This is a genomic window from Gordonia terrae (assembly GCF_001698225.1).
Classification (GTDB): Bacteria; Actinomycetota; Actinomycetes; order Mycobacteriales; family Mycobacteriaceae; genus Gordonia; species Gordonia terrae.
Genome location: NZ_CP016594.1, coordinates 5,045,472 through 5,058,733 on the forward strand (window position 1 = coordinate 5,045,472; position 13,262 = coordinate 5,058,733).

Consider the following 13,262-nt stretch of genomic DNA (forward strand, 5'->3'; position numbering starts at 1 on the left):
GCACCGGTACGACGAGACGAGCACCTGACCTCACCCCTACAACGTAGGGGGACCGACTCCCAACATGCCCATTCGAGCCCCGACCCGGCGGTCGCCCCGTGATACTGAGGAGACCTCGGTCGCGCTCAGCCTGTGCGCGCATCCATTTCGTGGTGTGAAAGTGATGGTGCGATGCCGTACATGCCGGTCACCTCGTCGATGTTCCTCCTCGCCGAGACGCGGGAGCAGCCCATGCACGTGGGCGGACTCCAACTGTTCGTACCGCGCGAGGGCCAGTCGTCGAGCGAACTCGCCGAAGAGATCATCGAGGCGTTCTGCGGCTGCACCGAAGTCCATCCGACCTTCCGCAAACGGCCGGCGGTCCCGGTGACCCTGCTGGGCAACGTGGCGTGGTCCTTCGACGACGAGATCGACTTCGACTACCACGTCCGGCGGACCGTGCTCCCCCGCCCCGGCCGCGTCCGCGAGCTGCTGCGATACGTCTCCCTCAACCATGGGGCCCTGATGGACCGGTTCCGACCGATGTGGGAGATCCACGTCATCGAGGGTCTCGACGACGGCCGGGTGGCGCTCTACAGCAAGATCCACCACTCCGTCGTCGACGGCGTCTCCGCGTTGCGCCTGCTCCAGCGGACCTTGTCCGACGACCCCGACGACCGGTCGGGTACCGCACCCTGGGACCCGGCGCTGGTCGAGCGTCGACCCCCGCGCCCCTCGCCGAGTCTGCGCAGCCGGGTGTCCGGCCTGGCGAACGCGGCAGGCCAGGTCGCCGGCCTCGGGCCCGCGGCCGCGAAGGTCGCGGTGGCCGGCCTCCGCGACCCAGAGTTCGTCGCCCCACTGGGACGGGCCCCGCGCACGATTCTCGACGTCGCGATCGGGAGCGCCCGCCGGTTCGCCTCGCAGCAGTGGGAGATCGACCGTCTGCGGGCAGTGGCCGACGCCCGGAACATCACCCTCAACGACGTGATCGTCGCCATGTGTTCGGGGGCCCTGCGGTCGTACCTCATCGACCAGGACGCGTTGCCCGACGCCCCGCTCATCGCGGCGGTGCCGGTGTCGATGCACACCGACGGCGATGACGACGGCAACGCGGTGACCGCCATCCTGGTGAGTCTCGCGACCGATGAGCCGGATCCCGAACGCCGCCTGGACAAACTCGTCGAGTCGGCGCGCCATAGCAAGTCGGTGGTCCGGGGTCTTCGTCCGCTGCAGGCCCTCGCGCTGGGCGCGGCGAATTTCGCGCCGCTCGCCTTCGCGACCGTGCCCGGCTTCGTCCAGTACGTCCCCCCGCAGTTCAACATCATCATCAGCAACGTCCCCGGGCCGTCGAAGCACCTGTACTGGAACGGCGCCCGCCTCGACGGCGTGTACCCGGTCTCCATCCCGACGCAAGGCCTGGCGCTCAACATCACCGTGACCAGCACCGCCGAGCACATCAACTTCGGGCTGATCGGTGCCCGGGCCCAGCTCCCGAGCCTGCAACGCCTGCTCACGCACCTCGACACGGCGCTCGAAGAACTCGAGAAGGTCGCGCGAACGCGGTGACGTCTCCGGTCGCCCGCGGCCCGGACGTGGCCTCGGACACCCTGACTCGACAGTAAGTTACTCGCGAGTATCATCTGATATGAGGTAGACCAGCGTAATTAGGCCAGCCTTGGCAGCGCGCCGGTGGCGCAACGAATTACGGTTACCTGTAGTACACCGCCCCGTGGTACCCAGCCTCGCGTTCCGCGACCGGGGGCGGACGACCTAGACGAAAGGCCGGTACGCGCCCGTGACTACCACGACGATTGCCATCGGCACGACAGCCGCGGTGATCAGCCTCCTCTGCTGGTACCTGTTCCTCGGTGGCGTGGTGCGGATCTTCCGCACCATCAAGCTCGGGCACAAGGTCGACAGCTCCCGCTTCTGGCCCATCCTCCCGCGTTTCCTGACGATGATGAAGGAATTCATCGTTCACACGCGCATGGTGAAGTTCCGCACTGTCGGCTGGGCGCACTGGCTCGTGATGGTCGGCTTCCTCGGCGGATTCCTGCTGTGGTTCGAGGCCTACGGACAGTCCATCAACCCGGAGTTCCACTGGCCCGTCTTCGGTGACACCTTCGCGTGGCACCTCTGGGACGAGCTGCTCGGCATCGCCACCGTCGTCGGCATCATCGTGCTGATCGTGATCCGCCAGCTCAACCACCCGCGCGTCCCCGAGCGGTTGTCGCGCTTCGGCGGTTCCCGGTTCGCGCCGGCCTACTTCGTCGAGGTCATCGTGCTGCTCGAGGGCCTCGGCATGATCTTGGTCAAGGCGTCGAAGATCGCCACCTACGGTCACGCCAACGCCTACTCCGACTTCTTCACCATGCAGGTCGCGAAGATCCTCCCGGCCTCGCCGACACTGGTGTCGATCTTCGCCGTCATCAAGCTGATGAGCGGCATGGTCTGGCTGGCGATGGTCGGCATGAACATCAGCTGGGGCGTTGCGTGGCACCGCTTCTCGGCCTTCTTCAACATCTACTTCAAGCGCGAGCAGGACGGCGGCGTCGCCCTCGGTGCCGCGAAGCCGATGATGAGCCAGGGCAAGGTCCTCGACATGGAGACCGCCGACCCCGACGTCGACGCGTTCGGCGCGGGCAAGATCGAGGACTTCTCGTGGAAGGGCTGGCTCGACTTCACCACGTGTACCGAGTGTGGTCGCTGCCAGTCGCAGTGTCCCGCGTGGAACACCGGTAAGCCGCTGAGCCCGAAGCTGCTGATCATGTCGCTGCGCGACCACGGCAACGCCAAGGCGCCCTACCTGCTGGCCGGTGGCCGCAAGGACATGGGTGGCGACGAGGTCGGCCTGGTCGACGCGGACGGCAACGTCCTCACCGACAAGCTCAACGCCATCCCCGAAGCTGCGCGAGCCGAGGCCGCACGCAAGCTCGTCGGCGAATCGAAGGGCGATCTCGGTGGCGGACAGGCCATCGAGGCGGTGGACGGTGAGTTCGATCCCGAGGCGCTCGGCGCGGTCATCGACACCGAGACCCTGTGGAGCTGCACCACCTGTGGTGCGTGCGTCGAGCAGTGCCCGGTCGACATCGAGCACGTCGACCACATCCTCGACATGCGCCGCTACCAGGTCCTGATCGAGTCGGACTTCCCGACCGAGCTGGCCGGCATGTTCAAGAACCTCGAGAACAAGGGCAACCCGTGGGGTCAGAACGCCTCCGCGCGCACCGCCTGGATCGACGAGATGGACATCGAGATCCCGGTCTTCGGCAAGGACGTCGAATCGTTCGAGGGCTTCGAGTACCTCTTCTGGGTCGGCTGTGCCGGTGCTTACGAGGACCGCGCGAAGAAGACCACCAAGGCCGTCGCCGAGCTCCTCGACATGGCCGCGGTGAACTTCATGGTCCTCGGCGAGGGCGAGACCTGTACCGGTGACTCCGCACGACGTGCCGGCAACGAGTTCCTCTTCCAGATGCTCGCGCAGCAGAACATCGAGATGCTCGGCGAGGTCTTCGCGACCGCGCCCGAGCAGCGCAAGAAGGTCGTCGTCACCTGTGCGCACTGCTTCAACGCACTGGGCAACGAGTACCCGCAGCTGGGCGCGAAGTACGAGGTCGTCCACCACACGCAGCTGCTGAACCGTCTCGTGCGCGAGAAGCGACTCGTTCCGGTCGCACCGCTCGGCGAGGGTGTCACCTACCACGACCCGTGCTACCTGGGCCGCCACAACAAGGTCTACGACGCCCCGCGTGAGTTGATGGGTGCGGCCGGTTCGACGCTGACCGAGATGCCGCGCCACGGCGAACGGTCCATGTGCTGTGGTGCCGGCGGCGCCCGCATGTGGATGGAAGAGCAGATCGGCAAGCGGATCAACATCGACCGGGTCGACGAGGCGCTCGATACTCTCGGCGACACCACCGGCGATCAGGTCAAGAAGGTCGCGACCGGCTGTCCGTTCTGCCGCGTCATGCTCACCGACGGTGTGACCGCCCGGACGAGCGGTACCGAGTCCGAGGGCAAGGTCGAGGTCGTCGACGTCGCGCAGTTGCTGCTCGAATCGGTGAAGCGCGACCGGACCGAGGTCAAACTCGGCGGCCGGTTCCTCGGACCGCGTCCCACCCTCGTCGAGCCGGAGCCGGAACCCGAGCCCGAGAAGGTGCCCGCGGCGGCAGCTGCGACTGCGTCGGCCGCGACCACCGAGGCCGCGCCGAAGCCGAAGGTCGGCCTGGGCATGAAGGGCGGCAAGAAGCCGGGCGCGGCGGCCAAGACCGCGGCACCGGAAGCACCCGCCGAGAAGGCACCCGCCGAGAAGAAGCCGGCATCGAAGGGTTTCGGCATGAAGGGCGGCAAGAAGCCCGGCGCCGCAGCGGCGTCGGCTGCCCCCGCGACGGAGTCGGCTCCCGCCGGGACCACTGCCGAGGCACCGGCCGAGAAGAAGCCCGCCGCCAAGGGCTTCGGCATGAAGGGCGGGGCCAAGCGTCCCGGCGCCGCGAGCAAGCCTGCCGGGGGTACCGCCGAGCCGGTGCCGGCCGAGACCGAGTCGTCCGAAGCGGTCAAGGAGGAGGTCGCCGAGACCGCTACCGAGACGGCGCAGGCCGAGAAGAAGCCCGCCGCCAAGGGTTTCGGCATGGGCAAGGCCAAGCGCCCGGGTCAGAAGACCACCAACGCGGCGGCCCCGGCCGCCGGGGTGACCGCGCCCGCCGAGAGCAAGGTCGACGAGACCGAATCGGCCCCGGATGCCGCCCCGACCGTGGACACGGAATCGGCTTCGGCGACAGCGGGAACGACGACAGCGGAGTCGGCTACAGCGGGAGCGGCGACGGAATCACCTGTTGCTACCGCAACGGAAGAGAAGCCCGGCAAGGCCAAGGGCTTCGGGATGGCTGCGGGCAAGAAGCGTCCCGGCGGTATCGGCAAGGCGGCGGCCACGCCGGCTGCCGCGGCGGCACCTGCCGAGGCTGCACCCGCGACAGCCGAAACGGAGCCGGTTTCCGAGGCGGTCGACGCCCCGGCGGCCGAGGCAGCCGAGACCGTCGAGGCATCGGCAGCGGAGGCGCCGGCAGCGGAGGCGCCGGCAGGCGAGGCACCGCAGGGCGGTTCGGCCGCGGTGCTCACCGAGGAGAAGCCGGCCAAGGCCAAGGGCTTCGGGATGGCCGCGGGCAAGAAGCGGCCCGGCGGCGCACGCAAGGCCGCCCCGGCGGCTGCACCGGCACCGGAAGCAGCTCCCGAGCCGGAACCGGCGCCGGAAGCAGCTCCCGAGCCGGAACCGGCGCCCGAACCCGAAGCCCCGCAGGCCGACGCGGACGAGACCGACACCACCGATGCGGCGCCTGCGGCGTCGAGCAACGGTTCGTCCGCGGCTCGCACGATCGCCGAGACCGGGGCGTCGAAGGCCAAGGGCTTCGGCATCGCGGCCGGTAAGAAGCGGCCCGGCCACAAGTAGTCCGCTACACACGCAGAACGGGCTCCGACCGTGAGGTCGGAGCCCGTTCTGCATCTGTGCCGAGGACTCCGCGTGGCACGCGAACGCCCGGCCTCTCACACCGCGACGTCACCGACGTATGGTCTCCGCAGCCCGGAATGGTGCCAGCACCGGAAGGTCGAAGAACCCGGGTTCGGCATCGACCACACCGGGGATCAAGCCGAGGAGTACCGAGGCCGTTGCGTCCATTGCCGGCCGGGACGAGGGGATCGCTGGATCCGAGTCACTGAGGTCGAGGCTCATCCGAACGTTCGGTCGGCCGTCTATCTCCACGCGCCAGTGTCCCCCTCCATCAGCGAGCTGGGGATGCAGGTCGACCGACGACGTCCACAGAATCTCGTGCAACATCGAAGCGCCAGAGGCGAACTCACCTCGCCAGCGCCAGGTTGTCGCTGCCACATGACCACGCCGGATCGTCATTGCCGGGAGTTCGATGTCGTGCGGAGCCAGGGTCACCTCGTGCTGGGGGGTGATCGACTCGACCGTGGTGTTCAGCGCCTCGGCGACGAACTGCAGCGTCTCGGCGTAGTACGCGTTGTAGACGTCGGCGAGTGGGCTCGTCGTCAGGGACGTCTCGTCCGGATCTGTTCCGAAACCCATGACTGCCTCCAGCAGTCTCCGGGATGGCGATCTCGATGCGTCAAAGGTCTCATAGCAGCGGACTTCGGCCAGATCGGCGAGAAGGCCGGTCCCGAGGAGCGCCAGCCGCTCCGCGACGAATCCAGGGTTGAGTCCGGCCCCGGCGAGTGTGACTCCGCCGGTGAGAGCAGCGTTCTCCAATGGACGCCAGTAGTTCTCGGCGTGCACCCGAGGACGGTAGAAGCCGTTGGTGGAGATCAGGTTCTTCCCACTCGCGAGAACCTCGGCGACAGCTTCATTCTGGGCCTCGTACGGCACCGACAGCAGGGCGGTGTGAAGGACGATGTCAGCGTCGGTGGCGAGGATCTCCCCCAGGTCCCTGGTTGCGTATATCCCCGTTCTGGGTCGTTTCACCAGGTCCCCGGCGTCGACGCCGTGCTTTGCCTCGGAGGTCACGTAGACGCCGGCCAGCTCGTATGCGGGACCATCGATGATGCGACGCAGGGCGGTCCGGCCGACCGACCCGGTTCCCCATTGGATGACTCGGTACTTCCTGGACATTCGGGAGTCCTTTCTGGTGTGCGTCATCGACCGGGACGCAGTCAGTTCGACTGCGCCAGTTGATCGCTGCGAATCCAGCACGCGTGAAAGCCGGACGGGACCCGCTGCGGCAGGAGGACGCGGGCGATCGGCCCACCCTCGACGTTCTCCGCGTCGAAGATGTTGATCTCGCCACGGTCTTCGGCTTCATCGTTGACGAAGCAGACCAGGTAGCCATCCGTCTCACCGGTGGAGTCGTCGCGCGGCGCGAAGGGGGCCTCGGCGCCCCAGCGTCCATTGCCGAACTTGTGCTCGACCTTCGTCCCGGTCTGCGAGTCGAATCGCACCAGGCCGTCGAACAGCAGCAGGGGCTCGTTGCCCAGGCTCATGTTGTATGAGTAACGGTGCGGCTTGCCCATGATCCTCGAGTCCACACTGGGGAACTCGATGTTCGCATCGTCCAGTGCGGTCTCCGTGGTCTGCCCTGTCCGCAGGTTGAACCGGTACCGGTAGAGCTGCGCGTCGAGTCGCATGTACGCCAACATGCTGGCCAACGGGTGGTCGAACGTCGTCTGGTGCTGCGGATTCTTGACCCGACAGGCGTCCATCACGATCTCGTCGCCCTCTTCCCACGAGTTGACCACGTGGTAGATGTAGCAGGGCTTGGCCTCGAACCAGCGGACCTCCGCGCCGCTACCATGCCGCGGAATGACAGCGAAGCGCGACATCAGTTCCCGGTCATAGAAGATGCGGTACTTACCTGCTCGCCGGGCGTCCTGATCCTGCACCAGAGGAAGATCCATGAGAATCGCGTAGTTCTCGGTGATCGCCATGTCGTGTGGCAAGCGTGGCGCCGGTATGTCGATGTGGGCCAGGTGCGTCTGCTTGCCCTCGGCGCCGATCACGCCGTACCGCAGATAGTTCTGGTCCGGTCCGTAATCGAACCAGAACAGCTCATCGGTGGCCTCGTCGACTTTGGGGTGCGCCATCATGTCACCGGCGAACGTACCCAAGAAGTCCTGCGCACCCAGCGTTTCCAGCGAGAGTGGGTCGACTCCGTACGGTGTGCCGCACAGATACCATGTCGCCAGCACCTGGCCCCGGTGGAAGATCACGTCGGTGTTCGCGCCATCTTTGATGCCGAGCCCGTGACCGTTGCCGAATGGGTTGTCCTTGGGGTTCTCCATCAGACCGGTCCAGAGGGCGCGACCGGCCTCCGACTCCGCCTGGAAAGCGCGGGTCTGCACGTAACGGTTCCGGTAGCGGACTTTCCCGTTCTCGAAGTGGGCGGCATGGATCATGCCGTCACCGTCGAACATGTGGTAGCGGCCGGGCGCGGCGAACTGTCGATTCGGGCCGTTCCGCAGGTACACGCCGTTGAGGTCCTTGGGGATCTCGCCGATCACCTCGAGGTCGTCGAGCGTCAACTCATCGCGAACCGGCGCGAAAACCCCTAGTACATAGGGATTCTCGACGCCGTTGTCGGCCGGGGCAGCGACTGCGATCGGCGCATTGTCCGCGGAGAACTGGGTGTTGGTCATTGGTCTTCCTTTCGTTGTCCCTAACGGGCTCGGTCAGGGTCGGAGCACGAGTTGTGTACAGCGGAACAGCGCGATTGTCCGGCCGTCGCCGTCGTGCACAGTCGCGTCCCACGTCTGGGTCCGTCGGCCGGAGTGGCTGGGGGTCGCGGTGGTGGTGACCACCCCCGACCGTGCGGTGCCCAGATAGTTGGTCTTGACTTCGAGCGTCGTGAATCCCGTCGCGCCCTCCGGCAGTGACAGACGCGTTCCGATTCCGCAGGCGGTATCTGCCAGCGCGACCACGGTCGCCGCGTGCAGGTAGCCATTCGGCGCCAGCACGCGTTCGCTCACCGTCAGCTCGCCGATCACCTTCTCCGCGGATGCCTCGAGGACCCGCATGCCGAGCACCCCCGGAAGACGTCCCGCAAGCATGGTTGTCAAGTCGTCGGCCAGCTGGGCCCCCGCGCCTGCCGGTGTGGGACGTGGAGCGGCGACCGGAGATTCGTTGCCCGACATGGCTTACTCGTCCATCGCGATCTCGCGACGGATCTCGCGGCGCTGGAGCTTCCCGACCGCGTTACGGGGAAGGTGGTCCCTTATCACCAGCCGCTCCGGCAGCTTGAAGGAGGCGAGGTCCTTCTCCCGTAGGAAGTCGACCAGCGCCTCCAGCGACACCGATTCCGCTGGCTTGGGAACGACCGCCGCACAACATTTCTCGCCGAGGACGGGGTCGTCGTACCCCACCACTGCGATGTCTGCGACCGCGGGATGATCGATCAGCAGTCCTTCTATCTCAGCCGGCGCGATGTTCATGCCGCCCCGGATGATGATCTCTTTGCTGCGATCGACGAACTTGAGGTATTCGCCTGAGTCACCGCACAATTCGAAAACATCGCCGCTGCACAGGTAACCGTCTTCGTCGAAGGCGCTCTTCTCTGCTGTCCCGTCGAGATAGCCGGCGAAGACCGTCGGTCCCTTCAACCGGAGTTCACCACGATCGCCGACGCGTGTGACCTGACTTCCCGTTGTGACATCCACCAGACGGACATCCGTCTGCTGGGCTACCGGTGTGGCCCAGGTCCGGCTCGTGGTGCCGTAGTTCGGCAGGTACTCAGCCCGGATCATCGGGTCCGGTGTGTCGGACGGAGCGCCGAGCAGACAGATGCCCTCGTTCGAGCCGAAGAAGTTGAGAACCTCGATACCGAGGTCGTTCTGCCAGTCCCGCACCACCCCCGGCGGGAGCGGTGCCCCGCCGGAACCGACTGTCCGCAACGTCGACAGGTCGAAGTCGTTCCGCAGCGCCGGATTCTGCAGCAGCATGACGAGGAGTGCAGGCGGCATGCTGGCGTGCGTGACGTGGTGCCGCTCGATCTGGTCGAGGAACACCCGTAGATCGAGCGGGTGGTGCTGTACGAGATGTGCGCCGCTCAACAACCACGGCAGGAGGGACGTCGAGAATCCTGCCATGTTCACCATCGGGAACGGGCCGAGCATCACGGAGGAGGATGTGACTCGGAGACCGTCCTGCGCTGTCTGCCCGATCGCGAGCCAGTCCGCATGACATCGTGGGACCCCTTTCGGTGCGGCCTCGGTACCGCTGGTCCAGCAGATCGTGATGCAGTCGTTGACAGTTCGATCGATTCGGCGGGCCGCCGACCGCGCCGCTTCGAGCTGATCCGCCGAGGGACTTCGCCCATCCAGCGCTCGTTCGGTATCGCCTTCGACAGGTCCGAAGGTGAACACCTGGCGGAGTGACGGCGACGTCGCGCGGAGTTCGAGTGCTTCCGTGTGCGGATCTCGATCGTGGAGGCGAGTGGAGGTGACGACTGCAACGGCACCGGCCGAGTCGACGATTCGGCTCAGTTCGTGTCGACGATACGAGGCGGGCATCGGAGCGGCGATCGCACCCAGCCGCCACAGTGCGAAGTACGTCGAGGTGAGCGCGACCGAATTGGGTAGGAGGACCGCAACGACATCACCCGGGCCGATTCCGTGAGCATGGAGTCGCGCTGCGATGGCGTCGACTCGGGCGTCCAGTTCGCTCCAGGTGAGCGACCTCGCGTCGATCGCCGCGATCTCGGTGAGGTTCCCGGGATCGGTGATCGCGGTCGCGTCGCCGCGCGAGCGTACGTGGCCGTCGAACAGATCCAGTAGGGTCTCAGCGCGCCACCAGCCCCGTTCGAGGTTGTCGCGGACGGTGGTGCTCGGGTGACAGCCGCGCAGATGCACCGGAGTCCGGTCATGGTTGTCGTTCATTGATCTTCCCGTTTCGATGGTGAGGTTGATGTCGTCGCTCATGCCATGCGCCGGATGACGAGTGCAGCACCGAGTCCCAGGGCCGCCGGGATCGTGACGAGTGCGTACTCACCGTCGACCCTGCGCAGGTGATCGAGCGCGTTGACCAACAGCACTCCGCCCCCGGCGCCGAGCGGATGACCGGTGGCCATGGATCCTCCGACCGGATTGACCTTGGCCGGCTCGATGCCGAGCTGGTCTCTGATCAGCAGAACAGAGGCTGCGAAGGACTCGTTGGCCTCCACGGTGTCGAGGTGCGCTGCGGTGATCCCGGCACTGGCCAGCGCGCGCCGCGCCGCGTCGACCGGTGCGGTGAGCAGCGGCGAGCGGACTGCCGCCTGGGCGACCCCGACGATCTCCGCGATCGGCTTGCGACCGAGAGCTTGTTCTGCAGAACGCGATCCGAGTACGGCGAGGGCTGCGCCGTCGGCGAGGGCGGGCGCCGTGGCAGCGGTGTGGAGTCCGACCTCCGGGCGGGCGACACCCGGAAGTCGGTTCGCGACGCGTTTCCAGGACGGGTCGTCACCGAAGATCGGCTTCAGTTCCGCGAGGGCCGCGAGGTCCAGACCGGGGCGGGGCCCCTCGTCTGCCCCCAGGAAGCTCCCCTCTCCTGTCTTGATCGGCACGACCGAGTCAGATGTGGGTGCGGCAGCCGCTCGCTCGTGAGAAGTGACTGCGGCCTGATCGAGATCTGCTCTGCTGAAGCCGTATCGAGCCGCGGTGAGGTCGGCCGAGACGCCGATCGTCACGAATCCGGTCCGCTCACCGAGTGTGTCATCGAAGGCCATGGCGGGCTTGTCGGCCATCATCGGGACGCGCGACATCGACTCGACGCCACCCGTCACCACGACGTCTGCGATGCCCGATGCGACTTTGGCGGCGCCGGTCTCGATGGCATCGAGGCCTGAACAGCACAACCGGGAGACCACACCCGCGTTGACGGTGTCCGGCCATCCGGCCCACAGCGCGGCGGCGCGCGCAATGTTCCCACCCTGCTCGCCGACAGCCGTACTGGTCCCGATGAGGATGTCCCCCACGGTGTCCACGGGAAGGCCTCGCTCGCGGACTCCGATGAGTAGTTGACCGAGAAGATCGTGTGCGGGGACGTCTGCGAAAGTACCGCCCTGTTTGCGGACACGAGCTTTCGGTGAGCGGACGGCGTCATAGACGTAGACGCCGGAACTGAACTGGGCCATCGTGTCATCCCTCGATCTGGCGGCGGTCTTGGACGATCCGGAATCGACCGGCTATGAACGCTTCGTCGGTCAGGGTGGCGTTGCCTGCCGGGTTGAGTCCGGTGACGTGGTAGTCGCTGTAGGCCGCGGCGTACTGCATCGGCATCGAGGAGATGAGGTTGGCCGACAACGATGCACCCGCATCCGCGTATGCATCCGCGATCGTGTCGACGGCTGCGTCGTCGGTGCAATACAAGTAGGAACTGATCGCTCCGTGACGACGGATGCTCGCGGTCGCGTGCTCCACCGCGGAGTCGCGATCGGCACAGTCGATCAGGTAGGCGATGGGGCCGAACTGTTCACCGTCGGGCACTTCGTCACCGCGACGCGGATCGATGCGGATCAGCAACGGAGTCACCACGCGGGCCTGCGGATACACCGGATGTGCGTATGGGGTGTGTCGACGGACGAGCGTGTCTCCGGCGGTGCCGGCAAGTGAGTCGAGAGTTCGCAACGTGGCGTCGGACTGGAGTGCTCCGCACACGGCTGCGGCGCGACGCGGTGCGGCCGCAAGGTCGTCGAGCGCTGCGCGCAGTGCTGCCACGACGTCGTCTCGGGGCACGCTTCCGTCCGCTGTTCGTACACCCGCGTCCGGGATGTAGATGTTCTGGGGGGAGGTGCACATCTGACCGCTGAACAGCGACAGCCCGCCGGCAAGTGTTCTCAGCGTCGCTGCCAGATCGTCTACTGAGTCGAGGATGACCGTGTTGACGCCTGCGGTTTCGGTGAACACCAGTGCGTCACCGGAATTGCGTTCGAGCCAGGTACCGAACGCCTGACTCCCGGTGAAGTCGACGATGCGGATTGCGGGATGGGTGGCGAGGTCACCGGCGATCGGAGCATCCACGGTGTCGACAACCAATTGGACTGCGTCCGTGGGCAACCCGGCCTCGTCGAGTACTTCCCGGATGACCTGCACGGCGAGTGCGGTCCCGAGCACCGAACGTGGATGTGGCTTGACCAGGACCGGATTACCTGTGGCGAGGTTTGCCAGGATCGCTGGGTAGGCGTTCCATGCGGGGAACGACGCACATGCGACGACGAGGGCGGTTCCGACCGGGCGCGGGCGGAATCGCTTGTGCAGCGTCACCGGGGTCTTACCGAAGGTCTGCTGCCAGGTCACGGTTTCGGGGACCCTCGACATCGAGGCCCACGCCATCGCCACGGCCTCGAGACCGCGGTCGAGGGCGTTCGTCCCGCTGCCACTGCACGCCATGCTCAGACTCTGACCGGTCGTGTGGGAGGTGACGGCAGCGAACTCCTGGCCGCGCTGGTGGATTCGGTGCAGGGATTCGAGGCACACCCCCACACGCTGCTCGACGCTCGCCTTTCCGAGTTCCACGGCGGCACACGCAGCGCCTCCCAGCACTTCGTCGACCGAAGGCGCAGCGTAGGTGACGTTGAGCGGTTTCCCGGTGTAGGGAGAGACCTCGTCCGCGGTGATGACAGCGGCGGCCGGGGCCGAGAGTTGCAGTGTGACACCGTCGTATGCGCCAACCAGCGCTTCCGCGTGCGCGGGCTCGGGTGGGGTGATCGAACTGAAACCCGTCCACGCAGACCGAGTCCGATTGGCCTCGACTGCGGAGTTCAGAAGGGAGAGATGGGGCGCGAAGAACATGAGGGCTCGTTTCT

At 66.6% G+C, this 13,262-nt stretch carries 8 protein-coding genes; 2 read left to right on the forward strand and 6 right to left on the reverse strand.

Annotated elements, in window-relative coordinates; all coding sequences use genetic code 11:
* The first annotated feature begins 171 nt into the window (after nt 1–171).
* On the forward strand, nt 172–1,545 hold the full coding sequence (locus tag BCM27_RS22375) for a WS/DGAT/MGAT family O-acyltransferase (protein WP_004022409.1): 1,374 nt from the start codon (nt 172–174) through the stop codon (nt 1,543–1,545).
* A gap of 229 nt (nt 1,546–1,774) precedes the next feature.
* A complete protein-coding gene (locus BCM27_RS22380) occupies nt 1,775–5,422 on the forward strand; it encodes a (Fe-S)-binding protein (RefSeq protein WP_004022410.1) in 3,648 nt (1,215 codons plus the stop codon).
* Between the two features lie 108 nt (nt 5,423–5,530).
* Here the strand turns inward: BCM27_RS22380 and BCM27_RS22385 are convergent, their stop codons facing one another.
* Genes BCM27_RS22385 through BCM27_RS22410 form a run of 6 tightly spaced genes read right to left on the reverse strand, consistent with a single transcriptional unit; the run spans nt 5,531 to nt 13,248 of the window.
* Nucleotides 5,531–6,601: an NAD(P)H-dependent amine dehydrogenase family protein gene (locus tag BCM27_RS22385; protein WP_004022411.1), complete on the reverse strand. Its 1,071-nt coding sequence runs from the start codon at nt 6,599–6,601 to the stop codon at nt 5,531–5,533.
* A gap of 41 nt (nt 6,602–6,642) precedes the next feature.
* Nucleotides 6,643–8,121 carry a carotenoid oxygenase family protein gene (locus BCM27_RS22390; protein ID WP_004022412.1) on the reverse strand — a complete coding sequence of 493 codons (1,479 nt, stop codon included), beginning with the start codon at nt 8,119–8,121 and terminating at the stop codon, nt 6,643–6,645.
* 33 nt (nt 8,122–8,154) lie between these two features.
* A complete protein-coding gene (locus tag BCM27_RS22395) occupies nt 8,155–8,616 on the reverse strand; it encodes a PaaI family thioesterase (RefSeq protein WP_004022413.1) in 462 nt (153 codons plus the stop codon).
* Between the two features lie 3 nt (nt 8,617–8,619).
* Complete coding sequence (locus tag BCM27_RS22400; RefSeq protein WP_110117444.1) at nt 8,620–10,356, reverse strand: class I adenylate-forming enzyme family protein; 1,737 nt, start codon at nt 10,354–10,356, stop codon at nt 8,620–8,622.
* 38 nt (nt 10,357–10,394) lie between these two features.
* Nucleotides 10,395–11,591 carry a thiolase family protein gene (locus BCM27_RS22405; protein ID WP_004022415.1) on the reverse strand — a complete coding sequence of 399 codons (1,197 nt, stop codon included), beginning with the start codon at nt 11,589–11,591 and terminating at the stop codon, nt 10,395–10,397.
* A 4-nt stretch (nt 11,592–11,595) separates the two neighbouring features.
* Nucleotides 11,596–13,248, reverse strand: a complete 1,653-nt coding sequence (locus BCM27_RS22410; RefSeq protein WP_004022416.1) for an aldehyde dehydrogenase family protein — start codon at nt 13,246–13,248, stop codon at nt 11,596–11,598.
* Nucleotides 13,249–13,262: the final 14 nt, after the last annotated feature.